Source organism: Pseudomonas sp. A6 (assembly GCF_052367875.1).
Classification (GTDB): Bacteria; Pseudomonadota; Gammaproteobacteria; order Pseudomonadales; family Pseudomonadaceae; genus Pseudomonas; species Pseudomonas citronellolis.
In genome coordinates, this window is record NZ_CP198970.1 from 118,089 (window position 1) to 143,790 (window position 25,702).

A 25,702-nucleotide genomic window follows, 5' to 3' on the forward strand; every position below is an offset into this window, starting at 1 on the left:
CGTATCAGGCTGACTCCGAATTCCCCACCCCCTCGCCACCACCAACGGATAACCGAATCGTCATGCACGCCTCAGGCTCCCGTTAGGCCCCGGTGCTTAAGGTGAAGGCAGTTTCCACCACCACCGATGAGGTGACTGCCATGAACCTGTTCCGCCCTCTTCTGCTCGCCGGTCTGCTCGGCGTTTCGTCCCTGGCCCTGGCCGAGAGCGGGGGCGACCGTACCTTCGCGCGCATGGAGCAGAACCGCCTGGCGGCCATGGCCGCCGCGAACCCGCCGGCGCAGGCCGACGACTTCCGCCGCTACGAGTACGGCATGCGCCTGGACATCGCCCAGGTGCTGGAAGTGACGCCGGCCCGGGGCTGCGGCGTGGTGCCGGTGCGCATGCGCTACCTGGACTCCGACGGCGCCGAGCAGCGCCTGGAATACCGCGCCGAGCGCGTCAGCTGCAACCGCGGCAAGTGATCAGGCATCCGCGTTGGGAAAGCGCAGGTGGAAGCGCGTCGGGCCTTCCGCCGCGCTGTCCACCGCGACGCTGCCGTTGTGCAGGCTCATGATCGAGCGGACGATGGCCAGGCCCAGGCCGGTGCCGCCCTCCTGGCGCGAGCGGCCGCCATCGGCGCGGTAGAAGCGCTCGAACAGGTGCGGCAGGTGCTGCGGCTCGATGCCGGTGCCGGGGTTGCCGACGCAGAGCGCCACGCCCTCCGCGCCGCCCTTGATGTCGATGTCGACCTGGCTGCCGGCCGGCGCGTGGCGGATGGCGTTGGACAGCAGGTTGGAGATCGCCCGCTGCACCATCAGGCGGTTGCCGTGGACCCAGGCATCGCCGGACAGCTCGATGTCCACCCCCTTCTCCTCGGCGGCATACAGGAACAGCTCCGCCACGCGGCAGGCCTCGGCTCCCAGCGAGAGGCGCTCGAAAGGCACCTGCGCCTGGTTGACCTGGGCCAGGAACAGCATGTCGCTGACGATGCGCGACAGCCGCTCCAGCTCCTCGACGCCCGAGGCCAGCACCGCCTGGTATTCCTCCAGCGGCCGCTCGCGGGACAGGGTGACCTGCGCCTTGCCCAGCAGGTTGCCGATGGGCGAGCGCAGCTCGTGGGCGAGGTCGTCGGAGAACTGCGTCAGCTGCTGCACGCCCTGGTCCAGGCGATGCAGCATGACGTTCAGCGCCTGGGCCGCCTCGCCCAGTTCCAGCGGCAGCTTCTCCACCGGGATGCGGTGGCTGAGGTCCTCGGTGGAAATGCGCGTGGCCACCTTGCGGAAGCGCTGTAGCGGCGACAGCCCGCGGTGCACCGCGTACCAGGCGCCCAGGCCCACCAGCAGCAGAAGGAAGGGCACGCCGGCCAGCACCGACTGGCGGAAGGCGCCGAGCAGCGCATCGTCGTTGCCGCGTTCGAGGGTCAGCAGGGCACGCACGCTGGCGCCGTTGGCCATCGGCACCCGGCTGCCGATGCTGAGCAGGCGCCGGCCGGCGTCGTCGGTCCAGGCGTGGTACTGCGCTTCGCTGCCCGGTTGCAGGCTGTCCAGGGTGGCCAGCCGCTGCGGCTTGCCGGTGTCGAGCAGCGGCGCCTGGCCCTCGTCCGGGGCCAGCAGCGTCAGCTCCAGGTTGTCGTGGCCGGCCACCACGTCCAGCAGTTCGTGCGGCCCGCGCGCCAGGGCGCGGTCGTCCAGGCCGGCATCCAGGGCGTGGCGAACCTGGCCGAGCTTGTCGGCCAGCTCGTTGCGCGCGCGGCTCTGCAACTCGTGGTCGAGGGCCGTGTAGGCGAGCAGGGCGAACACCACCACCAGGCCGGCGCAGAGCAGGCCGATGCCCAGGGCCAGGCGGGTGGACAGGCTGGCCGGCTTCATTCGCGCGCCTCCAGCACGTAGCCGACGCCGCGCAGGGTGTGGATCAGCTTGCTGTCGAAGGGGTCGTCGACCTTCAGCCGCAGGCGGCGGATGGTGACTTCCACCACGTTGGTGTCGCAGTCGAAGTTCATGTCCCACACCAGGGAGATGATCTGGGTGCGCGTCAGCACCTCGCCGCTGCGGCTCATCAACAGGTGCAGCAGGGCGAATTCCTTGGTGGTCAGGTCGATGCGCCGGCCGTCGCGGTAGGCGCGGTGGCGCGCCGGGTCCAGCTCCAGGCCGGCGATGCGCAGCACCGGCGGCGCGCTCACCCGCTCGCTGCGGCGCAGCAGGGTGCGCACCCGGGCGAGCAGCTCGGGGAACTCGAAGGGTTTCACCAGGTAGTCGTCGGCGCCCAGCTCCAGGCCGCGCACGCGCTCGGCCAGGCGGCCGCGGGCGGTGAGCAGCATGACCCGCGTGTCGCTCTCGCGGCGCAGTTGCTGCAGCACTTCCCAGCCATCCATCTGCGGCATGTTCACGTCGAGGATGACCAGGTCGTAGGTGCCCTGGCGGGCCAGGTGCAGGCCGTCCACGCCGTTGTCGGCGCGGTCCACCACGAAGCCGCTTTCGCTCAGGCCCTGGTGCAGGTAGTCGGCGGTCTTGGCTTCGTCCTCTACAACTAGGATTCGCATATGGGGAATGACCTTACTTATGAAGTCTGAAAATTCTGTACTTATCGGGCGTGTGAATTCCGGATATGTAGGCAGGGAACTTTCCGATATTTAACTGGCCGGCGAGGCTAAGGGCTGTAGTCGCTTCAGGGTCAATGCCACTGGCTTCCAAAGGGTGTTTCCGGATATTGCCATTGCGGCGCATTAGTTATTCCAAATCATTGATAAGGCTGGCCTGGCCAGTGGTTTTCAGGGCCTGGTTCAGAGTGCCCTGGATAGCCGGATAAAGCCGATGCTAACGCAGGAAAATATGAACTTCGGTTGAATGACATATTTGTAATTGACGGGTCACCTTGCCGATAAATGCAGGAAATTAACGTTGCGGCAGTTGGTGGAACTTCCCTGGAAGTTTCCGCCTGTCCATGGGGCGAAATCGCCGTCCCGGGCCGTTTCCTGAGGTGTGCCGTGTCCTACTTTCGTGGCCTGTTCCGCTGGCCGGCTGCGGGCCTGTGTCCGTGGCCGGCATCGTTGTCGCTGTTCCTGCTTCTGCTCGGCCTACCGGGCGTGCCGGCCGAGGCCCGCGCCCTGGGCTTCGACGAGGCCCTGCGCACCGCGCTGGAGGCCAACCCCGAGCTGGCCGCCGTCGCCCGCGGCCAGGGCATCGCCGCGGGCGAGCGGCGCCAGGCGGCGCTGCTGCCGAACCCGAGCCTGTCCTGGGAGACCGAGGACACCCGCCGCGACCGTTCCACCACCACCCTCGCCCTGACCCAGCCCTTGGAACTGGGCGGCAAGCGCGGCGCGCGGGTGGCCGTGGCCGAACGCGGCGAGGCGATCGCCGAAATGGAGCTGGAAGTGCGCCGCAACACGCTGCGCGCCGAGGTGCTGGAGGCCTTCCAGGCCGCCTTGCAGGCCCAGGAACGCCTGCGCCTGGGCGAGGAGTCGGCAACCCTGGCCCGGCGGGCCCTGCGCGCCGCCGAGGCACGGGTGCGCGCCGGCAAGTCGGCGCCGCTGGAGGCGACGCGGGCACAGGTGCAGCTGACCGAGGTGGAGCTGGAACTGCAGCGCGCGCGCATCGACCGTGACCAGGCCTACCGCGCCCTGGCCGGGCTCATGGGCGAGGCCGAGCCGGGCTTCGCCGAAGTGGCCGGCAACGCCGAGCTGCCGGCGCCGCCCCAGGCCGCGCGGTTGCTGCGGCGCCTGGAGCAGACCGCGGAGCTGCGCCTGGCGCTGCTCCAGGTCGACCAGCGCGAGGCCGCCGTGCAGCTGGCGCGGGCCGAGCGCGTGCCCGACCTCGACGTCACCCTGGGCAGCCAGTACGACCACGAGGCCCGCGAGCGGGTGAACCTGGTCGGGCTGTCCATGCCGCTGCCGCTGTTCGACCGCAACCAGGGCCGCCTGCTGGCCGAGGCGCGCAGGGCGGACCAGGCCCGCGACCTGAGCAACGCCACTGAGCTGCGCCTGCGCCGCGAGACGCAGCAGGCGCTGGACCTGTGGAGCACCGCGCAGCATGAGGCGCGGACCCTGCGCGACAGCCTGCTGCCGGCCGCGCGCCAGGCCCTGGACGCCGCCACCCGCGGTTTCGAGATGGGCAAGTTCGGCTTCCTCGAGGTGCTTGACGCCCAGCGCACCCTGCTCGCCGCGCGCGACCAGTACCTGCAGGCGCTGGCCCGCCTCGCCGAGGCGCGCGCTCGCACCGAGCGCATCTTCGGCGACCTGGCGCTGCGCTGATGGCCGGGCGCTCCCTGCGCGCCCGGCTGTCGTCGGCCCTGCTGCTGGCGGCGTTGCTGGCCGCCAGCGGCCACCTTCCCTACCAGGCCTACGGCTCCGCCGCCGGGCACTGGTGCATCCATGACCTGTTCCGCGCCCTGGGCGCGCTGTCGAGCCTGATCGGCGCCTGAGGCGCGGGGCCATCCGGGAGAGTCCATGAAGTCGAGAGAAATGAAGATCGCCGCCGCCGTGCTGTTCCTGCTGGCGCTGGGCGGCGCCGCCACGCTGTTGCCGGGCGGGGCCGCGCAGGCGCCGGAAGGGCATGGCGAGGCGGCCGCGCACCAGGATGGCGAACACCACGGCGAAAGCGCCGCCAAGGCCCATGGCGAGGCCGCTGGCCATGGCGACGACGAGCACCACGCCGATAGCGAAGAACACGGCGAGGAAGACGCCGGCCTGCGCCTGAGCGACGAGCAGTTGCGCGTCGCCGGCGTGGAGCTGGAGCACGCCGCGCCGACCGAGTTGTCCGCGCGCCTGAGCCTGCCCGGCGAGATCGCCTTCGACGCCGACCGCACCGCGCACCTGGTGCCGCGCGTGCCCGGGGTGGTGCAGCAGGTGGCGGCCGAACTGGGCCAGGCGGTGAAGCGCGGCGAGCTGCTGGCGGTGATCGCCAGCCCGCAGCTGTCCGACCTGCGCAGCGAACTGGCGGCGGCGCAGCGGCGCCTCGAACTGGCGCGGGTGACCTACGAGCGCGAGCGCCAGCTGTGGCAGGAGAAGGTCTCCGCCGAGCAGGACTACCTGCAGGCGCGCCAGGCCCGGCAGGAGGCTGAGATCGCCCTGGCCAACGCCCGGCAGAAGCTCGGCGCCCTGGGCGCCGGCGGCGGCGATCGCTACGAGCTGCGCGCGCCCTTCGACGGCGTGGTGGTGGAGAAGCACCTGGTGCGCGGCGAGGTGGTGGACGAGAACACCGCCGCCTTCACCCTTTCCGACCTGTCGCGGGTCTGGGCCACCTTCGCCGTGGCGCCGCGCGACCTGGCCTGGGTGCAGCTGGGCAAGGCGGCGCAGGTCGAGGCCACGGACCTGGGCATGAGCGCCGAGGGCCGCGTCGCCCAGGTCGGCAACCTGCTGGGCGAGCAGTCGCGCATGGCCAGCGCCCGGGTGGTGGTGGAGAACCCCGGCGGCGCCTGGCGGCCGGGCCTGCCGGTACAGGTGACGCTGGCCGGCGCGCCGCGCGCGGCGGCGGTCAGCGTGGCGGAGGCGGCCATCCAGCGCGTGGAGGAGCAGGACGTGGTGTTCGTCCGCCGCGACGGCGCCTTCGTCGCCCAGCCGGTGCGCCTGGGCGCGCGCGGCCAGGGCCGGGTGGAGGTGCTGCAGGGCCTGGCCGCCGGCGAGCAGGTCGCCGCCGCCGGCAGCTTCGTCCTCAAGTCGGAGCTGGGCAAGGCCAGCGCCGAGCACGCCCACTGACCGCGAGAGCAACCCATGTTCGAACGCATCATCCGTTTCGCCATCGAGCAGCGCTACCTGGTGCTGCTCGCCGTGCTGGGCATGGCCGCCCTCGGCGTGGCCAGCTACCAGAAGCTGCCGATCGACGCGGTGCCCGACATCACCAACGTCCAGGTGCAGATCAACACCGCCGCCCCCGGCTACTCGCCGCTGGAGACCGAGCAGCGCATCACCTATCCCATCGAGACCGCCATGGCCGGCCTGCCGGGCCTGCAGCAGACGCGTTCGATCTCGCGCTCGGGGCTGTCGCAGGTGACGGCGATCTTCGCCGACGGCACCGACATCTACTTCGCCCGGCAACTGGTCAACGAGCGCCTGCAGCAGGCCCGCGAGCAACTGCCCGAAGGCGCCGAGGCGGCGCTGGGGCCGATCTCCACCGGCCTGGGCGAGATCTTCCTGTGGACCATCGAGGCCGCCGAGGACGCGCGCAAGGAGGACGGCACGCCCTACACGCCCACCGACCTGCGGGTGATCCAGGACTGGATCGTCAAGCCGCAGCTGCGCAACGTGCCCGGCGTGGCCGAGATCAACACCATCGGCGGCCAGGCCCGGCAGTACCAGGTGGCCCCCGACCTGCAGCGCCTGGCCGCGCACCGCCTGACCCTGGCCGACCTGCTGGCGGCGCTGGAGCGCAACAACGGCAACGTCGGCGCCGGCTACATCGAGCGCAACGGCGAGCAGCTGCTGGTGCGCGCGCCGGGGCAGCTGTCCGGCCTGGAGGACATCGGCAACGTGCTGGTGGCCAACCTGGAGGGCACGCCGATCCGCGTGCGCGACGTGGCGCAGGTGCAGATCGGCCGCGAACTGCGCAGCGGCGCGGCCACCGAGAACGGCCGCGAGGTGGTGCTGGGCACGGTGTTCATGCTGATCGGCGAGAACAGCCGCAGCGTCGCCGCCGCCGTGGCCGAGCGCCTGGAACAGGTCAACCGCAGCCTGCCGGCGGGCGTGCGCGCGGTGCCGGTGTACGACCGCACGCAACTGGTGGACAAGGCCATCGCCACGGTGAAGAAGAACCTGGTGGAGGGCGCGGTGCTGGTCATCGCCGTGCTCTTCCTGTTCCTCGGCAACCTGCGCGCGGCGCTGATCACCGCCATGGTCATCCCGCTGGCGATGCTGTTCACCTTCAGCGGCATGTTCGCCAACCGCGTCAGCGCCAACCTGATGAGCCTGGGCGCGCTGGACTTCGGCATCATCGTCGACGGCGCGGTGGTCATCGTCGAGAACGCCATCCGCCGCCTGGCCCACGCCCAGCAGCACCATGGCCGCCTGCTGACGCGCAGCGAGCGCCTGCACGAGGTGTTCGCCGCGTCGAAGGAGGCGCGCCGCGCGCTGATCTTCGGCCAGCTGATCATCATGGTGGTGTACCTGCCGATCTTCGCCCTCACCGGCGTGGAAGGGAAAATGTTCCACCCCATGGCCTTCACCGTGGTCATCGCGCTGTTCGGCGCCATGCTGCTGTCGGTGACCTTCGTGCCGGCGGCCATCGCCCTGTTCGTCAGCGGCCGCGTGCGCGAGGAGGAGAACTGGCTGATGCGCGGCGCGCGGCGCGGCTATGAGCCGGTGCTGGGCTGGGTGATGGGCCACCGCGCGCGGGTGTTCGCCGGCGCCGCGCTGCTGGTGCTGGGCGCGGGCCTGCTGGCCACGCGCATGGGCAGCGAGTTCGTGCCCAGCCTCAGTGAGGGCGACTTCGCCCTGCAGGCGTTGCGCGTGCCGGGCACCAGCCTGACGCAGTCGGTGGAGCTGCAGGAACGCCTGGAGCGCCACATCCTCGCCAGGGTGCCGGAGGTGCAGCGGGTGTTCGCCCGCACCGGCACCGCCGAGATCGCCTCCGACCCCATGCCGCCGAACATCTCCGACAGCTACCTTATGCTGCGCCCGCAGCAGGACTGGCCGGACCCGCGCAAGCCGCGCGCGCAGCTGGTGGAGGAAATCCAGCGCGCCGCCGCCGAGGTGCCAGGGAGCAACTACGAGCTGTCGCAGCCGATCCAGCTGCGCTTCAACGAGCTGATCTCCGGGGTGCGCAGCGACGTGGCGGTGAAGGTCTTCGGCGATGACATGGCGGTGCTGGAACAGACCGCCGGGAAGATCGCCGACGCCCTGCGCCAGGTGCCCGGCGCCTCCGAGGTGAAGGTCGAGCAGACCGGCGGCCTGCCGGTGCTGACCGTCGACATCGACCGCGACCGGGCGGCGCGCTTCGGCCTGGCCGTGGGCGACGTGCAGGACTTCGTCGCCATCGCGGTGGGCGGGCGCCAGGCCGGCACGCTGTTCGAGGGCGACCGCCGCTTCGACCTGCTGGTGCGGCTGCCCGAGGCGCAGCGCAGCGACATCGACGGCCTGTCGCGCCTGCTGCTGCCGTTGCCGGCCGGTGCCGACGGGCGCATCGCCTTCATCCCCCTCGGTCAGGTGGCGCAACTGCAATTGCTGCAGGGGCCGAACCAGGTCAGCCGGGAGAACGGCAAGCGCCTGGTGGTGGTCAGCGCCAACGTGCGCGGCCGCGACATCGGTTCCTTCGTCGCCGAGGCCGAACAGCGCCTGGCCAATGAGGTGCAGGTGCCGGCCGGCTACTGGACCGCCTGGGGCGGCCAGTTCGAGCAGCTGCAATCGGCGGCCAAGCGCCTGCAGGTGGTGGTGCCGGTGGCGCTGCTGCTGGTCTTCGTGCTGCTGTTCATGATGTTCGGCAACGTCCGCGACGGCCTGCTGGTGTTCACCGGCATCCCCTTCGCCCTCACCGGCGGGGTGGCGGCGCTGTGGCTGCGCGACATCCCGCTGTCGATCTCCGCCGGGGTGGGCTTCATCGCCCTGTCCGGGGTGGCGGTGCTCAACGGCCTGGTGATGCTCGCCTTCATCCGCAACCTGCGCGAGGCGGGCCGCGGGCTGGATGCGGCCATCCACGAGGGCGCCCTGACGCGCCTGCGCCCGGTGTTGATGACGGCGTTGGTGGCGTCGCTGGGCTTCGTGCCCATGGCTTTGGCGACAGGTACCGGCGCCGAGGTGCAACGGCCGCTGGCTACGGTGGTGATCGGGGGCATTCTCTCCAGCACTGCGCTCACGCTGCTGGTGTTGCCGGCGCTGTATCGCTGGGCGCACAGGCGTGATGAGGTGGGCTGAGGAGGGACGTAAAAAAAGGCGCCCGCGGGGGGCGCCTCAGGGGCCATCCCTCACCAAAGGAGCTTTCGCTGCCGGGACGGCCGTCAGTTCACACAAGTGGGGCTGACGGGGGTTATTGGAACCTGTCGTCGGTAACAGGATGCTGAGGTGGGGATGACGATTTTGATAGGGAGGGGGTTGGGCTTTTGTGTAGGAGCGAGCTTGCTCGCGAACGGAGTTCCCCGGTTGCAACGGAGCCTTGGATTGACTCCGTTCCCTCTCCCCAGCCCTCTCCCTGAAGGGAGAGGGGGCTAGTTCGTGCCGAGAGGCGGTGTGGTTTCATCCTGATACCCGTGGAGTAGCCGGCTAACGCCGAAATACCCGAGCACACCGAACGGTCCCCTCTCCCTTCAGGGAGAGGGTTAGGGAGAGGGCGCTCTTCAGGCCAGGCACCGAAGCCACCTGGAAACACTGTTCGCGAGCAAGCTCGCTCCTACGAAAAGCAAAACCACGCCCGCAAACGAAAAAGGCCACCACAGGCCTTTCTCCACACCCGAACCTCAAAGCACCCGCAACGGGTACTCGACGATCAACCGCACCTCATCCAGGTCCGACTCGAAGGCCGTGGCCCGGGTCGTCGCCTGGCGCAGGCGGAAGGACAGGTCCTTCAGGTTGCCGTTCTGCACCACGTACTTCGCCTCGACGTCGCGCTCCCAGCGCTTCTGGTCGGTCAATGGATCGCCGTTCCCGTCGCGGCGCATGTAGACCGCGTTGGCGTGGCTGTAGTCGGCGTCGCTGCCGCGGGCGTAGCGGGTCATGAAGCTCAGGCCGGGGATGCCGTAGGCCTGCATGTCGAGGTCGTAGCGGAGCATCCAGGAGCGCTCCTTCGGCGAGTTGAAGTCGGTGTACTGGATGGAGTTGTCCAGGTAGATCGAGTCCGACTGGCGCAGGTAGTCGAAGTCGTTATTGCCGTTGTTGCGCTGATGGCTCAGGGCCAGGGTGTGGGCGCCGAAGCGCACGCCGAGCTTGCCGCTCCAGATGTTGGTGTTGAACTCGCCCAACAGTTCGCGGCCGCCGTCGTCCACCGACTTGTAGTAGGTGAAGCCGCCGATCAGGTCGAGGCCGTCGGCCAGCGGGTAGGTCGCCGAGGTGGCCGCGTAGTACTGCTTCCAGGCGTCCTTCAGGCGGCTGCCGTAGAGGCTCACGCTGACTCCGTCGGTGAGCGCGTAGTCGCCGCCCAGGTAGGCGATCCAGGGGGCATCGACGGGGCCTGCGTAGAAGGTCGAGAAGCCTTCGCTCATCTTGCGGTCGTTGGGCTGGCTCATGGAGTGCAGGCGCCCGGCCTGCAGGTCCAGGCCCTCGATGCTGGCGTTGTTCAGGGTCACGCCGCGGAAGGACTCGGGCAGCAGGCGCGAGTCGCCGTAGTGCACCACCGGCGTCTGCGGGAACACGTCGCCGATCCTCACCTCGGTGTCGAACAGGCGCAGCCTGGCGGCGCCGCCGGCCTTGGCGTATTCGTCCTGGGTGCGGCCCCGGGCGTCCACCGGCAGCACGTCGAAGGAGCTGTGCCCGCCGTTGCGGCCGTCGCCGCTGTCCAGCTGGATGCCGAGCATGGCGAAGGCGTCTACGCCGAGGCCCTCCGTGCCCTGGGTGTAGCCGGACTGGTAGCGGGCGAAGAGGCCCTGGGCCCAGGCCTCGGAATAGCCGTTGCCCTTGGGGCTGGACTGGCCGTGGCGCTCGTCGCGGTTGAAGTAGAAGTTGCGGTTGAGGATGTCCAGGCGCTGGCCTTCGAGGAAGCCTTCGGCGCTTTCCTCGGCGCCGGCCAGGGGGCTGGCCAGCCCGGCGGCGAGCAGGGAGAGGGCCAGGGGAATGTTCCGCTGTGTCATCGATCGCTCCATGGGGTGTTGGGCGGCTGCCAGGGAGGCGCCGCATCGTTGTTGTGCGCCCACGGCGACGGGAGCCGCGCGCGGGCAGGCTCCATCCTGATGACGGTGGAATGACGCGGAGATGAGGCGGACATGACAATTCCGTCAGCCGGCGAACGGCGGACGAAGACGGCAACGGCACGAAGGATGGGGAAGGCGGGGGGACCATTATCCCCCCGGTGCCTGCGCGTCCGGGGGTGTGGACGGGGCACCGAGGCTTTGCGGCAGGAGCCGCCCTGCGAGGGGAAGGTAATCGACCTTGTCTTGTGGACAAGGTCGGACCCTGCGGCCCACCGAGGGGTACCTGACAAGTAGTCCCGGCAGGCACGCGTGGGTGGCGAAACGATAGAAGCTGGCCTTGTGCCGGTCAATCGGAAATGCCGAACGGACGTTCGATATTCGCCCTTTCAATGGGGAGCGGCCCGTCGATCGGCAGGATTTATCGTTAGCTGGCTATCGGCATGGGGCTATACTCCTGTAACAGATTGTGTCGGCAAGCCGCCCGAGGGCGGCCTGCCGCACCTCGTCCGGTGGCGACAGGGACGGCCGCCGTACAACGCCAACAACAGTGTCATCGACGAGAGAGCCCCATGAACGCACCCGCTCCGCACTACACTGCCGAAGAACGCACCCGACGCATCTTCGCCATCGTCGGCGCCTCCTCCGGCAACCTGGTGGAATGGTTCGACTTCTACGTCTACGCCTTCACCGCCATCTACTTCGCCCACGCCTTCTTCCCCTCGGGCAACCCCACGGTGCAGTTGCTCAACACCGCCGGAGTGTTCGCCGCCGGCTTCCTGATGCGCCCCATCGGCGGCTGGATGTTCGGCCGCATCGCCGACAAGAAGGGCCGCAAGACGGCGATGATGATCTCGGTGCTGATGATGTGCGGCGGCTCGCTGGCCATCGCCGTGATGCCCACCTACGAGACCATCGGCGTGCTGGCGCCGGCGGCGCTGCTGCTGGCGCGGCTGTTCCAGGGCCTGTCGGTGGGCGGCGAGTACGGCACCAGCGCCACCTACATGAGCGAGGTGGCGCTCAAGGGCCAGCGCGGCTTCTTCGCCTCCTTCCAGTACGTGACGCTGATCGGCGGCCAGCTGCTGGCGGTGCTGGTAGTGGTGATCCTGCAGCAGCTGCTGAGCAACGAGGAGCTGCGCGCCTGGGGCTGGCGGATTCCCTTCGTGGTCGGCGCCATCACCGCGGTGATCGCCTTCTACCTGCGCCGTTCGCTGAGCGAGACGGCCAAGGACGAGAACCTGCACCGCGCGGAGTCCGGCACCCTCACCGAGCTGTTCGCCCACCACAAGCGCGCCTTCTTCACCGTGCTCGGCTTCACCGCCGGCGGCTCGCTGATCTTCTACACCTTCACCACCTACATGCAGAAGTACCTGGTCAACACCGTGGGCATGGACGCCAAGGTGGCCAGCGGCGTGATGACCTTCGCGCTGTTCGTCTACATGTGCATGCAGCCGCTGTTCGGCGCCCTCTCCGACCGCATCGGGCGCAAGACCTCGATGCTCTGGTTCGGCCTGCTGGGCATGCTCTGCACCTGGCCGATCCTCTCCGCGCTCAAGACCACCACCAGCCCCTACATGGCCTTCGTGCTGATCATCGTGGCCATGGCCATCGTCAGCCTGTACACCTCCATCAGCGGGCTGATCAAGGCCGAGATGTTCCCGCCGCAGATCCGCGCCCTGGGCGTGGGCCTGTCCTACGCGGTGGGCAACGCCATCTTCGGCGGCTCGGCGGAATACGCGGCCCTGGGCCTGAAGAGCCTCGGCGTGGAGTCGTACTTCTACATCTACGTCTCGGTGATGTGCGGCGTGGCGCTGGTGGTCTGCCTGCTGCTGCCGGACCTGCGCAAGGTCAGCTACCTCAACGACGAGGACTGACGGTGCGCGGGCGGTGGAGGCTCAGTCCTCCACCTTGCCGCGCAGGCGGCTGTTGGGCAGCGCCAGGGCGATGAGCAACGCCAGCACGCCGACGCCGGCGTTGACCAGGAACAGCCGGCGGAACACCTCGTCCAGCAGCAGGCGGCGGTCCTCGTGGCCGGGGCCGGCGAGGCTGGCGAGCAGTTCGTTGGCGGAGATGCCGTGGCCGAAGCCCTCCCCGGCCGCCAGCGGCTGCAGCATGGCCAGGAGGATCGCCGACATCAGGGCGACGCCCACCGCCCCGCCGAGGGAGCGGAACAGCGTGGTGTTGCTGGTGGCGACGCCCAGGTGGCGATGCTCCACGGCGCTCTGCGCGGCCACCAGGCTGGTGGGGAACTGGGTGCCGGCGGCGGTGCCGCAGAGCAGCATGAACAGCCCCGACAGCCAGAAGCTGGACGGCGTGGTCAGGGCCAGGCCGGCCACCGCGCAGGGCAGCAGCAGCGCGCCGGCGACTATCTGCGGCTTGTAGCGGCCCAGGATGGTGGTCAGGCGCCCGCAGCAGTAGGCGCCGATCGGCACGCCCATGGCCAGCGGCAGCATGTGCAGCGCGGCGCTGTCGGCGCCGGCGCCGGTTACCGACTGGAAGCGCAGCGGCACCAGCACCGACAGCGAGATGATCTGGAAGCTGGCGAAGAAGCCGACCATCCAGCTCAGCGTCGCCGCGCGGATGGCGAACAGCTGCATGGGCACCAGCGGCTCGGCGGCGCGGCGCTCCTGCAGGACGAACAGCACCAGCAGCACCAGGGCCGCGGCGAACAGCCCGAGCAATTGCGCATCGCGCCAGTCGGCGCCCTGGCCGACGTCGGTGATGGCCAGCAGCAGGCTGCCGAGGCCTGCGATCATCAGCAGCGTGCCCAGGTAGTCGATGCGCGGCCGCCGGCCCGGCACCGGCAGGCCCACCAGGGTGCGCCGCGACACCGCGAAGGCCACCAGGCCCACCGGCAGGTTGATCAGGAACACCCAGCGCCAGGACAGGTATTCGGTGAGCAGCCCGCCCAGCACGGGGCCGGCGATGCTCGCCACCGCGTACATGCTGCTGAAGTAGCCCTGGTAGCGGCCGCGTTCGCGCGGCGGGACTATGTCGCCGATGATCGCCTGGCTCACCGACATCAGCCCGCCGGCGCCCACACCTTGCAGGACCCGCGCCAGCACCAGCTGCTCCATGCTCTGGGCCAGGCCGCAGAGCAGCGAGGCGAAGGTGAACAGCGCGGTGGCGAAGAGCATCAGCCGGCGCCGCCCGTAGAGGTCGCCGAGCTTGCCGTAGATGGGCATGGAGATGGTCATGGCGACCATGTAGCCGGAGATCACCCAGGCCAGCAGGTCGAAGTTGGCGAAACCGGCGGAGATGGCGGGCAGCGAGACGGCGACGATGGTCTGGTCGAGCGCGCCGAGGAAGATCGCCAGCATCAGCCCGATGAGGATGGTGCGCACCGGCGGACGCGGGTGGCTCAGGGTATTCAAGCAACCCCCTTGAGGACGAGCGAATTGAATGGGACGGGATGGATGCTTAGCAGTCTAACGGATTGTGCCTGCGGCGCGCTGCCGCACTTTTGCAATCCGGTAAAGGCTCTATCTCGATATGGACACGCTGACTGTCAGAAATCTCCTGCTACGCTTTTGCAGCGCTCCGTTCGCACCTGCCGCCGAATCCACCGATAGACGAAGGGCGGGAACACCCATAGGCGAAGGCTATGAGGGTCCTGTTCTATAGTTTTTCTGTTCGTGACCAGGAGGAATGCATGAAAGCCAACCTGCCCTCTGAGTTGCTGTCCCTGCAATTGCCGTTGCGCATCCGCATCGGCGATGCCCAGGCCTTCGACCTCGGCCCGGACCCGCAGGTGACGTTGATCGTCCGCGACCCCGCGCTGCTGGCGGAGATCACCCAGCCCAGCCTGGACGCCCTCGGCCGCGCCTACGTCGAAAAGCGCATGGATATCGAGGGGCCGATCGGCGACGTCATCGCCATGGGCGATGCCCTGAGCGAGGCCCTGGGCGTCGACGACGGCCCCGCCGACTTCGTCCGCGAGAGCCACGACAAGCGCACCGACGCCGAAGCCATCCACTACCACTACGACCTCTCCAACGACTTCTACAAGCTCTGGCTGGACCCGGAGATGGTCTATTCCTGCGCCTACTACGAGACCGGCACGGAAGACCTGGCCACCGCCCAGCTGGCCAAGCTGCGCCACCTGTGCCGCAAGCTGCGCCTGAAGCCCGGCGAGCGTCTGCTCGACGTCGGTTGCGGCTGGGGCGGCCTGGCCCGCCTGGCGGCGCGCGAGTTCGGCGCCGAGGTCTACGGCATCACCCTCAGCGAGGAGCAGCTCAAGCTCGGCCGCGAACGGGTCAAGGCCGAGGGCCTGGAAGGCAAGGTGAGGCTGGAGCTGCTGGACTACCGCGACCTGCCCCGCGACGGCCGCTTCGACAAGGTGGTCAGCGTGGGCATGTTCGAGCACGTCGGCCACGCCAACCTGGGCCTCTACTTCCAGCAGCTGTACGACGCGGTGCGCCCGGGCGGCCTGGTGATGAACCACGGCATCACCGCCCGCTACACCGACGGCCGCCCGGTGGGCCGCGGCGCCGGCGACTTCATCGACCGCTACGTGTTCCCCCACGGCGAACTGCCGCACCTGTCCCTGGCGGTGGCGCGCATGAGCGAGGCGGGCCTGGAAGTGGTCGACGTCGAGGGCCTGCGCCTGCACTACGCGCGCACCCTGGACTTCTGGAGCGCCAGCCTGGAAGCGAAACTGGCCGAGGCCGCCAAGCTGGTGCCGGAGCAGGCACTGCGCATCTGGCGCCTGTACCTGGCCGGTTGCGCCTACGGCTTCAAGAAGGGCTGGATCAACCTGCACCAGATCCTGGCGAGCAAGCCGCACGCGGACGGCAGCCACGAGGTGCCGTGGAGCCGGGGGGATATCTACGCCTGAGGCGCGGCCACCTGTAGGAGCGGGCCCTGCCCGCGATTCGCGCGCAGGGCGCGCTCCTACATGGAATGGCGTAGGTGGGGCGGCGTAGGAGCGGATCTCATCCGCGAATCGCGCCGGAACCTCCGGCTATCGCGGACAAGGTCCGCTCCTACAGGCTCCGGCAAACACAACGCCCGTAGGATGGTGTTGAGCGAAGCGATACCCATCGCCATCACTGCCGGGTGGGTTTGGTGCGCGCCCTGAAGAGCGCCCTCTCCCTAACCCTCGGCTGCGCGCCCCGCCCTGAAGGGAGAGGGGACCGTTCGGAGTGCGTGGGTATTCCTGAGTCAGCCGGCAGCACCGAAGGTTTCCGGCTGAAACCATCACTTCTCTCGGCACGGACAAGCCCCCTCTCCCTTCAGGGAGAGGGTTGGGGAGAGGGGCGGAGTCAATCTATCGCGCCAGAACCACCGGGAGCCCGGGTTCTCTGGCCCGTTCCCCCAACAACATCCTCTGGCACAATACGCCCCCTCCAGCCCCGCCCGGATGCCCTCCCGTGCCCACCCTCCAGGAACTCCCCCTCACCCAAGCCCCCTGGCCCCTGCTCCTGCTCGCCGATCCCAGCCGCGACCAGATCGAACGCTACCTCCCGCAATCCCGCCTGCTGGCGCTGGTCGAAGGCGAGGCAGTCCGCGGAGTCCTGGCGCTGACGCCGGTGAGCTGGGGCGTACTGGAAGTCACCAACCTCGCCGTGGACGAGGCCTGGCAGGGGCGTGGGCTGGGCAAGCGCCTGCTGGCCGCGGCCATCGACGCGGCGCGGGCGGCCGGGGCGTTGCGGCTGGACATCGCCACCGGCAACTCCAGCCTGGCGCAGTTGGGGCTCTACCAGCGCATGGGCTTTCGCATCTGCGCCGTGGAGAGCGACTACTTCAGCCTCAACTACCCCGAGCCCATCGTCGAGAACGGCATCCCCTGCCGCGACCGCCTGCGCCTGAGCCTGGTGCTCTAGTCGGCCAGCGCCTGATAGAGGGTGTCGACGTTGCTGCGGTACAGGCCCAGGTAGGTGCTGGCCGGGCCTTCGCTGGCCAGCGCGTCCGAGTGCAAGGTGCCTCCGATCTTCGCGCCGCTTTCCTCGGCGATCCGCTGCATCAGCCGCGGGTCCTTGATGTTCTCCACGAACACCGCGCGGATGTGCTGCTCGCGGATCTGCCGGATCAGTTCGGCGACCTCGGTGGCCGAGGCTTCGCGCTCGGTGGACAGGCCCTGGGGCGCCAGCAGCTTCAGGCCGTAGGCCTGGCCGAGGTAGCCGAAGGCGTCGTGGGAGGTGACCAGGGTGCGGCGGTCGGCGGGCAGGTTGCCGAGCTTGCCCTTGGCGTAGGCGAGCAACTCGTGGGCTTGCTTCAGGTAGGCCTCGGCGTTGCGCCGGTAGTCGGCGGCATTGGCCGGGTCGAGCTTCTCCAGCGCCTTGGCGATGTTGTCGACGTAGATGTCGGCGTTGGCCAGGTTGTTCCAGGCGTGCGGGTCGGGGATGGTCTGGCCGTCCTCCTCCAGGCTGCGCGGGATCACGCCGTGGCTGGCCTGGATCACCTGCGCGCGGGTCTCGGTGCTCTTCACCAGGCGGTCGAGCCAGGGTTCGAAGCCCAGGCCGTTCTCCACCACCAGCTGCGCCTGGCGCACGGCGCGGGCGTCGTCCGGGGTGGTCTCGTAGGTGTGGGCGTCGCTGTCGGGGCCGACCAGGTTGTTCAGTTGGATGTGTTCGCCGCCGACCGCGCGGGTCATGTCGGCGAGGATGCTGAAGCTGGTCACCACGCGCGGCTTCTCGGCGGCGGACAGCGACAGGGGCAGGCAGAACGCAAGCAGGAGCAGCAGGACACGCATGGTGGCTTTCCTCAAGGGGGATGTCATTGCGGGATGGGCAGCAGGCCGCGGCGCAACAGGCCGTGCACCGGGCCGAACAGCACGGAGAACAGGTAGAACAGGCCGGCGAGCAGGACGATGGCCGGCCCGCTGGGGAGCGACCAGGCGTAGGACGCCGCCAGGCCCAGCCACACCGAGAGCGCGCCGATGCCCGCGGCCAGGGCCAGCAGCGCCGGCAGGCGGCGGCTCCAGAAGCGTGCGGCGGCGGCCGGCAGCATCATCAGGCCGACCATCATCAGCGCGCCCAGGGCCTGGAAGCCGATCACCAGGTTGAGCACCACCAGGCCGAGGAACAGCCCGTGGGCGAAGGGCCCGAGGCGGCTGACGCTGCGCAGGAACAGCGGGTCGAGGCTGTCCAGCAGCAGGCTGCGGTAGATCAGCGCGAGCACGCCGAGGCTGAGCACGGCCACGCCGAGCATGCCCAGCAAGGTCGTGCGGTCCACCGCCAGGGCCGAGCCGAACAGCAGCTCCAGCAGGTTCAGGCGCTTGCCGGCCAGGCCCAGCAGGAGCACGCCGCTGGCCAGGGAGATGGGGTAGACCGCGGCCAGGCTGGCGTCCTCGCGCAGCCCGGTGTGGCGCGTCACCCAGGCCGCCAGACCGGCCACCGCCAGGCCCGCGCCAAGGCCGCCGAGGGTCAGCGCCGGCAGCGACAGCCCGGCCAGCCAGAAGCCGATGGCGGCGCCGGGGAGAATGCCGTGGGCGATGGCGTCGCCGATCAGGCTCATGCGCCGCAGGATCAGGAACACCCCCAGGGGCGCCGCGCTCGACGCCAGGACCACGCCGCCCAGCAGCGCGCGGCGCATGAAGGCGAATTCGACGAAGGGCTGCCAGAGCGCGTGCAGGACCATCACGCCACCCGCGCCAGGCAGCGGCTGGCGATCAGCTCGCGGCTGCTGCCGTGGCGGCAACCCTCGGCGGCCACGCGCAGGCAGTCGGGGACGCGCTCGCGCACCGCGCCCAGGTCGTGGCAGACCAGCAGCAGGGTGCGGCCTTCGCGGTGCCAGGCGTCGATGTGCTGCCAGAGCAGCGTCTGACCGGCTTCGTCGAGGCAGGCGTCGGGCTCGTCGAGCAGCAGCAGCGGGCTGTCCAGCAGGCTCAGGCGGGCCAGCAGGGCGCGCTGCAGCTGGCCGCCGGAGAGCGCCGCCAGCGGGCGCTGCTCCAGTCCCTCCAACTGCCAGTCGGCCAGCACTTGGCGCAGCTTCTCGCGGCGCTCGGCGGTGCTCAGGCGGCTGTTCCAGAAGCCGGCGCCGACCAGCTCGCCGAGGCCGATGGGGAATTGCCGGTCGAGGGCCTGCTGCTGAACCAGGTAGCCGATCTCCCGCGGCCGCAGCTGGACGCGCACGCGCCCGGCCAGGGGCTTCTGCAGCCCGGCGATGACCTTCAGCAGGCTGCTCTTGCCGCAGCCGTTGGCGCCGACGATGGCGGTCAGGCTGCCGGCGTCTAGGTCTAGGTTCAGCGGCGGCGTCAGCGGCAGGCGCGGCGGGCCCCACTGCAGGGCCTGGCAATGGATCATGGGGCCTCCCTGCGCCACTGGCTGCGGGCCACGGCGTCGTGGGCGTGGAGGCTTTCGGCGTGGACCACGCTCAGCGCGAAGGCCTCCAGTTCCCCGCGTTGCGCCAGGGCGCGGTGCAGGCGGCGGGCGGCGTCTTCGCAGAACATCAGGTTCTGCCCATTGGCCAGGGCGAAGGCCTGCTCGTCGGCGCGCTTCACCGCGGTCTGCACGGCGGTGCCCAAGGCGGCCTCGGCGCAGTCGAGCAGCTCGCGCAGCGGCAGGCCGTCCAGGCCCTCGCGCAGGTGCAGATGCAGGTCGGCGAAGCTGCGCTGGCTGTGGGGCGTGGCGACTATGCCGGCGCTGCTGCCGAGCCAGGTGTGGACTTCCTGGTGGCTGGGCGAGCGGTCGGCGAACTCCTCGGCGAAGCGCTGCTGGATCAGTTGGCGCGCCAGGGCCGCCGAGCAGGGGCAGGTGGAGGAATAGGCCAGGCGCAGGCGCAGCTCCAGGCGCAGGTCCTGGTCGTCCAGGCGCGCGTGGACCTCGCAGGGGTACTGCTTCCAGCCGCTCAGCGGGCTGACCAGCGCCGGGCGGCTGAGCAGGGCGTCGAAGGCCAGGCGCAGGCTGGCGCGGCGCGACAGGCCGGCGTGGCTGGCGAGGAAGTCGTCGAGCACTTCGCGCAGTAGCTGCGGGCCCAGCTCGGCCTGCTCCAGGCGGGCCAGGGCCAGGTACAGGCGCGACATGTGGATGCCGCGGGCGGCGGCTGCGTCCAGGCTGACGCCGGCGTCGGCCAGCGCGTTCAGGCGTTCGCCGTGCAGGCGCAGCGGCAGGGCGATGCCCTGCATGCCGACCCAGTCCAGGGCGAGGGTGTCGGACGCGGCCTGGCTGGCGACGTCGGGGAGAAAGGCGGTCATGGGAATGGCTGGCGCTGGTGGATGTTATAATATAACGTATTGTTTCCTACTCCTTCCTGCAAGCGCCATGAATCGACGCCGCCTGCTGCAAACCTTGCTCGCCAGCGCCGCCTGGCTGCCCGCCCTGGACGTTTTCGCCGGCCCGCGCCTGCTCGGCGCGCGCAGTGAGGCCATGGCCGGAGGCCTGCGCCTGGTCCTCGACCTCGACGGGCCCTTCCACTACCGCACCTTCACCCTCTCCGCGCCGGAGCGCCTGGTGGTCGACCTGGACGGCGCCAGCCTGGGCGTTCCCCTGGCCTCCCCTGCCCCGTCCGGCCCGCTGCGCGGCCTGCGCAGCGGGCGCCTGGCCGACGGCGGCACGCGCCTGGTGCTGGACCTGGCCGAGCCGGTGCAATTGCAGGCCTTCGCCCTGGGGCCCCAGGCCGGCAAGGGCCATCGCCTGGTGCTCGACCTGCATCCGGCAGGGGCGCCTGCCCCGGTAGCCACGGCGAAGGCTGCCGGCAAGGGCCGCGACATCCTCGTGGTGGTGGACGCCGGCCACGGCGGCAAGGACCCCGGCGCCCTCGGCTCGCGCGGCGAGCGGGAGAAGGACGTGGCGCTGCTGATCGCGCAGAACCTGGCGCGGCGCATCGACCGCCAGAGCGGCTTCAAGGCGCGCCTGGTGCGCAACGTCGACGTGTTCATCCCGCTGCGCCAGCGCGTGGAAGTGGCGCGGCGCTGCAACGCCGACATGTTCGTCTCGGTGCACGCCGACGCCGCGCCCCGGCGCACGGCATCCGGCGCGTCGGTGTTCGCCCTTTCCGAGCACGGCGCCACCTCGACCCTGGCGCGCTTCATGGCCGAGCGCGAGAACGGCGCCGACCTGATCGGCGCCACCGGCAACCTGCCGCTGCAGGACAAGGATCCGGCGCTGGCCAAGGTCATCCTCGACATGTCGCTGAGCTCCACCATCGCCTCCAGCCTGGACCTGGGCCACAGCGTGCTGCGCAGCCTCGGCGGCATCACCCGGCTGCACCAGGAACGCGTCGACCAGGCCGGCTTCGCCGTGCTCAAGTCGCCGGACATCCCCTCGATCCTGGTGGAGACCGGCTTCATCTCCAACGACGCCGACTGCCGCCGCCTGCATGACGCGCGGCACCAGCAGGAGCTGGCCGGAGCGATCTTCGATGGATTGCACGGCTACTTCCGCCAGCGCCCGCCGGTGGGGAGCCTGTTGGCGGCGTTGCGGGAGCAGGGCAAGGCGTAGGGCGAGGAGCGGATTCATCTGCGATTTCGCGGCGGGGCTCGGCCTATCGCGGACGGAGTCCGCTCCTACGAGGAAACTCCGTGCTTCACGACAATTGTAGGAGCGGGCCCTGCCCGCGATTCGCGCGCAGGGCGCGCTCCTACAGGGGAATGGCGTGGGTGGCGCAGCGTAGGAGCGGATCTCATCCGCGAATCGCGCCGGAATGTGGAATACCGTGCTGCCCCGCGAACCGTAGGAGCGGACTCCGTCCGCGATTCCCCATGCGTCCGGCTGTGGCGTGGCCGGGCGCCTACCGCACCTGCTGGCTGCACCCGCTCACGCGCCCGCAGGTCAGCTTCGCCTGGCCGCCGCTGGAGCTGCTGAAGCGGCTGATGTGCGTCCAGCCGATGCCGCGGCTGGTGCCCAGCCACACCTGGCCGTCGCTGCTCACGCCGCTGAAGAAGGTCAGGCGCCCGTAGCGCGTGCCGGTCTGCGCCCAGCGCTGGCCGCTGGCGGCGTCGAAGCCGCGCAGGTAGGTGTCGTGGCCCTGGGTGGCGACGCTGTAGTGGCTGCCGTCGCGGTCCATGCAGGCCAGCACGTTGGCCAGCCAGGCGCAGGCCGCCGGCGGCAGGCCGGGGAAGGCCAGCGGCGGCTCGCCCGCGGCCCGCGCCAGGGGCGCCAGGAGCAGCAGGCAGAGCGTCAGGGCGGCGGCTTTCATCGGGACCTCGGGGCGGGCTGGATGGGCCTCCATGGTACGCCGGCGGATTGTCGAATGCGAAATGTTATATTATAACAATTCTATCCCGTCCTTCCGGAGACCGCCATGTCCCTGCAATCCGAACCGGTCCTCAGCGAACGGCAACTGCTGGCGCAACCCGCCAGCGCCTACATGAACGAGGCCCAGCAGGCCTTCTTCCGCGACCTGCTGCTGCGCCAGCGCGCCGAGCTGCAGGCGCGCATCGACGGCGAATTCGACGCGCTGCGCGAGGTGGAACGGCCCGGCGACGAGGCCGACGTCGCCAGCCGCGAGGAACAGCGCCAGTGGCAGCTGCGCCTGCTGGAGCGCGAGAAGAAGCTGCTGGACAAGATCGACCAGGCCCTCGAGCGCCTGGCCCGCGGCGACTACGGCTGGTGCGCCGAGACCGGCGAGCCGATCGGCCTGCGCCGCCTGCTGCTGCGCCCCACCGCCAGCCTCAGCGTCGAGGCCAAGGAACGCCAGGAGCGCCGCGAACTGCACCTGCGCGACGCCTGAAGAATCCATAACAGAGAGCCACCACCGTGAAGCAACGCCTACCCGTCACCGTCCTTTCCGGCTTCCTCGGCGCCGGCAAGAGCACCCTGCTCAACCAGGTGCTGAAGAACCGCGAGCACCGCCGCGTCGCAGTGATCGTCAACGACATGAGCGAGATCAACATCGACGGCAGCGAGGTGCAGCGCGACGTCAGCCTCAACCGCGCCGAAGAGAAGCTGGTGGAGATGAGCAACGGCTGCATCTGCTGCACCCTGCGCGAAGACCTGCTGCAGGAAGTGGCGAAGCTGGCCGCCGAAGGCCGCTTCGACTACCTGCTGATCGAGTCCACCGGCATCTCCGAGCCGCTGCCGGTGGCCGAGACCTTCACCTTCCGCGACGAGCAGGGCCGCAGCCTGTCCGACCTGGCGCGGCTGGACACCCTGGTCACCGTGGTCGACGGCCTGAACTTCCTGCGCGACTACCAGGGCAGCGACAGCCTGGCCAGCCGCGGCGAGAGCCTGGGCGAGGAAGACCAGCGCTCCATCGCCGACCTGCTGATCGACCAGGTGGAGTTCGCCGACGTCATCCTGCTCAGCAAGGTCGACCTGATCTCCAGCGCCGAGCGCGAAGAGCTGCTGGCGATCCTCCGCGGCCTCAACCCCGACGCCGAGATCCGCCCCATGCTCATGGGCCAGGTGCCGCTGGAATGGATCCTCGACACCGGTCGCTTCGACTTCGAGCGCGCCGCCCAGGCCCCCGGCTGGCTCAAGGAACTGCGCGGCGAGCACGTGCCGGAGACCGAGGAATACGGCATCGCCTCCCGTGCCTACCGCGCGCGCCGGCCCTTCCACCCGCAGCGCTTCCACGACTTCCTTGCCACGCCCTGGAGCAACGGCCGCCTGCTGCGCTCCAAGGGCTTCTTCTGGCTGGCCAGCCGCTACCGCGAGGCCGGCAGCTGGTCCCAGGCCGGCGGCCTGATGCGCCACGGCCTGGCCGGGCGCTGGTGGCGCTTCGTGCCGAAGGAACGCTGGCCGCAGGACGAGGACGGCCTGCGCCAGGTGATGCGCCACTGGAGCGCGGAGACCGGCGATTGCCGCCAGGAACTGGTGTTCATCGGCCAGGGCATCGACTTCGCCCGCCTGGAGGACGAGCTGGACGCCTGCCTGCTGGACGACACCGAATTCGCCGCCGGGCCCCAGGCCTGGGCGCGCCTGGCCGATCCCTTCGAGTCCTGGACGGAGGACGCCTGATGCTCGCCCGGCCATTGCAGCCCATGCCGCGCCAGGTGCTCGGCGACGACCCGCAGGTGCTCGCCGAGGTGCTGCACGACGGCGTGAACCTGGCGGTCTGGCGCCGCCGCCTGTTCCCCGAGCTGGCGGCCTATGCCGAGGCCCTGGTGCAGGGCGAGGCGCTTTACGCCCGCCACGCGACCCTGGAACTGGACGAGGCCGGGCGCAGCGACCAACTGCGCGGCCTGTTCGACGAGAACCCGGGCGCCACGCTCTTCGCCAACGACCTGGCCTGGCTGGTGGAGGCCTTCGCCTGCCTGACCGGCGCGCGCCGCGTGGGCCTGCGCCTGCGCAGCCTGGAGCGGGCCATGTGCCCGCGCTTCCACGTCGACCACGTGGCGCTGCGCCTGGTCACCAGCTACGCCGGTTGCGCCAGCGAATGGCTGGAGGAAGGCGCCCTGCCCCGCGACCGTCTCGGCGAGGCCGAGCCGGCGCGCATCCAGCGCCTGGAAGTGGGCGACGTGGGCCTGTTCAAGGGCGAGAAATGGATCGGCAACGAGGGCGCCGGCATCGTCCACCGCTCGCCGGCCCCGGCGCCGGGCACGCGACGCCTGCTGCTGACCCTGGACTGGCTCTAGGCTGGGCGGCGCATGTCGATGTGCGGGATGTCGTCTTCCAGGTACACCTCGCCCTCGGCGACGAAGCCGTAGCGGCCGTAGTAGCCCTGCAGGTGCGCCTGGGCGGAGAGGTACACCGGGCTGCCCGGCCAGCGCCGCGCCGCTTCGTCCAGGGCGCGTTGCATCAACTGGTGGCCGAGGCCGCGACCGCGCCCGGCGGCGGCGGTGATGACGCGGCCGATGACCACCTCGCCGTCGTGCGTCGCCGGGTCGAGCAGGCGTAGGTAGGCCAGCAGTTGGCCGTCGTCGTGGGCCATCAGGTGGCAGGTGTCGCCGGACAGGTCCTGGTCGTCGATGTCCTGGTAGGGGCAGTTCTGCTCCACCACGAAGACCTCGCAGCGCAGGCGCAGGAGGGCGTACAGCGTCTCCTTGCTCAGTTCGCTGTGGTGTTGGCAGCTCCAGGTGAGGTCCATGGCGTGAGGCTCCGGCGGCAGGTGGAAAAGACCGCCCATCCTCTCACGCCCGGGCGTTTCACACAGCCACCCGCGGCCCGGTCGGCGACAGCCCGCCGAGGTGCCGGCGCAGCGCCTCGATGGCCACCCGCACCTTGGCCGGCTGGGCGTCGCGCCGCGGCGTCACGGCGTAGATGCCGTAGGTGGGCAGGCGCCACTGCGGCAGCAGGCGCAGCAGCCTGCCCTCCTCCAGCGCCTCGCGCACTTCCGGCTCCGGCTGCAGCGACACGCCCAGGCCGTCGAGGGTGAACTGGCGCAGGGCGAGCATGCTGTTGGCCGCTACCCGTGGCTCCAGGCGCAGGCGGCAGCTCTCCCCGTCCGGCCCGTCGAACTGCAGCGCCTGGCCGTGGCCGCGGGTGTTCAGCGCCAGCCAGTCGACCTGCAACAATTGGTCGGGATGGTCGATTGCCCCGCAGCGGCGCAGGTAGGCCGGGGCCGCGCAGACCAGGTTCTGCCAGTCGCCCAGGTGGCGCGCCACCAGGCTGGAATCGGCCAGGTTGCCGACGCGGATGGCCAGGTCGATGCGCTGCTCGATCAGGTCGATCTGCTCGTCGTGGAAGAACAGTTGCAGGCGCAGCTGGCGGTGGTTCTCCAGCAGCGGACGCAGCGCCTCGGTGATCAGCCGCCCGGAGAAACCCACCGGCGCCGCCAGGCGCAGTTCGCCAACAGGTGCCTCGCGCCACTCGCCCAGGCGCTGCTCGGCCTCCTCGGCGATGGCCAGCATCTGCGCGCAACTGCGGTAGAAGGCCTCGCCGGCCTCGGTCAGCGTCAGCCTGCGGGTGGTGCGGTGCAGCAGGCTCACCTGGGCCTGCGCCTCCAGCTTGCGGATCTGCTGGCTGACCGCCGAGGGGCTCATGCCCAGGGCCTCGGCGGCGGCGGCCATGGAGCCGCGGGCGACCACGGTGGCGAACACGGCCATGCCTCGGAGGTTGTCCATTGTGAAGCTCCGCTTAAGAGTGAAAGGCACGATAGCCGGTTTTTCCCGGGCTTTCTCCCGCCTAGCATGCGAAGC

Annotated in this window: 23 protein-coding genes; 12 read left to right on the forward strand and 11 right to left on the reverse strand. The window is 70.1% G+C overall.

Annotated elements, in window-relative coordinates; genetic code table 11:
• Window positions 1–140 precede the first annotated feature (140 nt).
• Window positions 141–464: a co-regulatory protein PtrA N-terminal domain-containing protein gene (locus ACTWJ5_RS00520; RefSeq protein WP_009614585.1), complete on the forward strand. Its 324-nt coding sequence runs from the start codon at window positions 141–143 to the stop codon at window positions 462–464.
• Here the strand turns inward: ACTWJ5_RS00520 and ACTWJ5_RS00525 are convergent, their stop codons facing one another.
• Window positions 465–1,850: a heavy metal sensor histidine kinase gene (locus tag ACTWJ5_RS00525; protein WP_444437265.1), complete on the reverse strand. Its 1,386-nt coding sequence runs from the start codon at window positions 1,848–1,850 to the stop codon at window positions 465–467.
• On the reverse strand, window positions 1,847–2,521 hold the full coding sequence (locus tag ACTWJ5_RS00530; protein WP_043270052.1) for a heavy metal response regulator transcription factor: 675 nt from the start codon (window positions 2,519–2,521) through the stop codon (window positions 1,847–1,849). The genes ACTWJ5_RS00525 and ACTWJ5_RS00530 overlap by 4 nt, the downstream gene beginning before the upstream one ends.
• A gap of 486 nt (window positions 2,522–3,007) precedes the next feature.
• Between ACTWJ5_RS00530 and ACTWJ5_RS00535 the strand changes: the two genes are divergently transcribed.
• The 4 genes from ACTWJ5_RS00535 to ACTWJ5_RS00550 are packed head-to-tail and all read left to right on the forward strand — an operon-like array spanning window position 3,008 to window position 8,818.
• Window positions 3,008–4,228, forward strand: a complete 1,221-nt coding sequence (locus ACTWJ5_RS00535; protein ID WP_371857801.1) for a TolC family protein — start codon at window positions 3,008–3,010, stop codon at window positions 4,226–4,228.
• The gene (locus ACTWJ5_RS00540) at window positions 4,228–4,398 is read left to right on the forward strand and encodes a hypothetical protein (protein ID WP_159458814.1); all 171 of its coding nucleotides are present in this window, start codon (window positions 4,228–4,230) and stop codon (window positions 4,396–4,398) included. Before ACTWJ5_RS00535 ends, ACTWJ5_RS00540 begins: the two co-directional genes overlap by 1 nt.
• Before the next feature lie 25 nt (window positions 4,399–4,423).
• Window positions 4,424–5,671, forward strand: coding sequence for an efflux RND transporter periplasmic adaptor subunit (locus ACTWJ5_RS00545; RefSeq protein WP_444437266.1), 1,248 nt, complete (start codon window positions 4,424–4,426; stop codon window positions 5,669–5,671).
• A 15-nt stretch (window positions 5,672–5,686) separates the two neighbouring features.
• Window positions 5,687–8,818: a CusA/CzcA family heavy metal efflux RND transporter gene (locus ACTWJ5_RS00550; RefSeq protein ID WP_444437267.1), complete on the forward strand. Its 3,132-nt coding sequence runs from the start codon at window positions 5,687–5,689 to the stop codon at window positions 8,816–8,818.
• A gap of 539 nt (window positions 8,819–9,357) precedes the next feature.
• Here ACTWJ5_RS00550 and ACTWJ5_RS00555 read toward each other — a convergent pair.
• Window positions 9,358–10,683 carry an OprD family porin gene (locus ACTWJ5_RS00555; RefSeq protein ID WP_444437268.1) on the reverse strand — a complete coding sequence of 442 codons (1,326 nt, stop codon included), beginning with the start codon at window positions 10,681–10,683 and terminating at the stop codon, window positions 9,358–9,360.
• 629 nt (window positions 10,684–11,312) lie between these two features.
• On the opposite strand from ACTWJ5_RS00555, the gene ACTWJ5_RS00560 reads away from it, so the two are divergent.
• Window positions 11,313–12,614 (forward strand): MFS family transporter, encoded by a 1,302-nt coding sequence (locus ACTWJ5_RS00560; RefSeq protein ID WP_074980495.1) that lies wholly within the window; start codon window positions 11,313–11,315, stop codon window positions 12,612–12,614.
• Window positions 12,615–12,635: 21 nt separating this feature from the next.
• On the opposite strand, the gene ACTWJ5_RS00565 is transcribed toward ACTWJ5_RS00560, so the two are convergent.
• Window positions 12,636–14,060: an MDR family MFS transporter gene (locus tag ACTWJ5_RS00565; protein WP_370311653.1), complete on the reverse strand. Its 1,425-nt coding sequence runs from the start codon at window positions 14,058–14,060 to the stop codon at window positions 12,636–12,638.
• Window positions 14,061–14,392: 332 nt separating this feature from the next.
• On the opposite strand from ACTWJ5_RS00565, the gene cfaB reads away from it, so the two are divergent.
• Together cfaB and ACTWJ5_RS00575 are read left to right on the forward strand one after the other, a co-directional pair.
• Complete coding sequence (cfaB, locus tag ACTWJ5_RS00570; protein WP_444437269.1) at window positions 14,393–15,577, forward strand: C17 cyclopropane fatty acid synthase CfaB; 1,185 nt, start codon at window positions 14,393–14,395, stop codon at window positions 15,575–15,577.
• 535 nt (window positions 15,578–16,112) lie between these two features.
• Window positions 16,113–16,565, forward strand: coding sequence for a GNAT family N-acetyltransferase (locus tag ACTWJ5_RS00575; RefSeq protein ID WP_074980498.1), 453 nt, complete (start codon window positions 16,113–16,115; stop codon window positions 16,563–16,565).
• Here the strand turns inward: ACTWJ5_RS00575 and ACTWJ5_RS00580 are convergent.
• From ACTWJ5_RS00580 to folE2, 4 genes are read right to left on the reverse strand one after another with little or no spacing between them, the layout of a single operon-like run.
• Window positions 16,562–17,434, reverse strand: a complete 873-nt coding sequence (locus ACTWJ5_RS00580) for a metal ABC transporter substrate-binding protein (RefSeq protein WP_249918254.1) — start codon at window positions 17,432–17,434, stop codon at window positions 16,562–16,564. The genes ACTWJ5_RS00575 and ACTWJ5_RS00580 overlap by 4 nt on opposite strands.
• A gap of 23 nt (window positions 17,435–17,457) precedes the next feature.
• Window positions 17,458–18,321, reverse strand: a complete 864-nt coding sequence (locus ACTWJ5_RS00585; RefSeq protein ID WP_009614616.1) for a metal ABC transporter permease — start codon at window positions 18,319–18,321, stop codon at window positions 17,458–17,460.
• Window positions 18,321–18,986, reverse strand: a complete 666-nt coding sequence (locus ACTWJ5_RS00590) for an ATP-binding cassette domain-containing protein (RefSeq protein WP_444437270.1) — start codon at window positions 18,984–18,986, stop codon at window positions 18,321–18,323. The genes ACTWJ5_RS00585 and ACTWJ5_RS00590 overlap by 1 nt, the downstream gene beginning before the upstream one ends.
• Window positions 18,983–19,876: a GTP cyclohydrolase FolE2 gene (gene folE2 / locus ACTWJ5_RS00595; protein WP_074980502.1), complete on the reverse strand. Its 894-nt coding sequence runs from the start codon at window positions 19,874–19,876 to the stop codon at window positions 18,983–18,985. The genes ACTWJ5_RS00590 and folE2 overlap by 4 nt, the downstream gene beginning before the upstream one ends.
• 67 nt (window positions 19,877–19,943) lie before the next feature.
• On the opposite strand from folE2, the gene ACTWJ5_RS00600 reads away from it, so the two are divergent.
• The gene (locus tag ACTWJ5_RS00600; protein ID WP_444437271.1) at window positions 19,944–21,122 is read left to right on the forward strand and encodes an N-acetylmuramoyl-L-alanine amidase; all 1,179 of its coding nucleotides are present in this window, start codon (window positions 19,944–19,946) and stop codon (window positions 21,120–21,122) included.
• A gap of 289 nt (window positions 21,123–21,411) precedes the next feature.
• On the opposite strand, the gene ACTWJ5_RS00605 is transcribed toward ACTWJ5_RS00600, so the two are convergent.
• Entirely contained in the window at window positions 21,412–21,819 is a 408-nt protein-coding gene (locus tag ACTWJ5_RS00605) for a hypothetical protein (protein ID WP_009614620.1), read from the reverse strand.
• Between the two features lie 105 nt (window positions 21,820–21,924).
• Here ACTWJ5_RS00605 and dksA point away from each other — a divergent pair, with 105 nt between their 5' ends.
• Genes dksA through ACTWJ5_RS00620 form a run of 3 tightly spaced genes read left to right on the forward strand, consistent with a single transcriptional unit; the run spans window position 21,925 to window position 24,199 of the window.
• Window positions 21,925–22,353 (forward strand): RNA polymerase-binding protein DksA, encoded by a 429-nt coding sequence (gene dksA / locus ACTWJ5_RS00610; protein ID WP_249918249.1) that lies wholly within the window; start codon window positions 21,925–21,927, stop codon window positions 22,351–22,353.
• A 26-nt stretch (window positions 22,354–22,379) separates the two neighbouring features.
• Window positions 22,380–23,582, forward strand: coding sequence for a zinc metallochaperone GTPase ZigA (zigA, locus tag ACTWJ5_RS00615; protein WP_444437272.1), 1,203 nt, complete (start codon window positions 22,380–22,382; stop codon window positions 23,580–23,582).
• Complete coding sequence (locus tag ACTWJ5_RS00620) at window positions 23,582–24,199, forward strand: DUF1826 domain-containing protein (RefSeq protein WP_444437273.1); 618 nt, start codon at window positions 23,582–23,584, stop codon at window positions 24,197–24,199. The genes zigA and ACTWJ5_RS00620 overlap by 1 nt, the downstream gene beginning before the upstream one ends.
• Here the strand turns inward: ACTWJ5_RS00620 and ACTWJ5_RS00625 are convergent.
• Window positions 24,196–24,651 (reverse strand): GNAT family N-acetyltransferase, encoded by a 456-nt coding sequence (locus ACTWJ5_RS00625; protein WP_444437274.1) that lies wholly within the window; start codon window positions 24,649–24,651, stop codon window positions 24,196–24,198. The genes ACTWJ5_RS00620 and ACTWJ5_RS00625 overlap by 4 nt on opposite strands.
• A gap of 58 nt (window positions 24,652–24,709) precedes the next feature.
• The gene (locus tag ACTWJ5_RS00630) at window positions 24,710–25,627 is read right to left on the reverse strand and encodes a LysR family transcriptional regulator (protein WP_253407700.1); all 918 of its coding nucleotides are present in this window, start codon (window positions 25,625–25,627) and stop codon (window positions 24,710–24,712) included.
• Window positions 25,628–25,702: the final 75 nt, after the last annotated feature.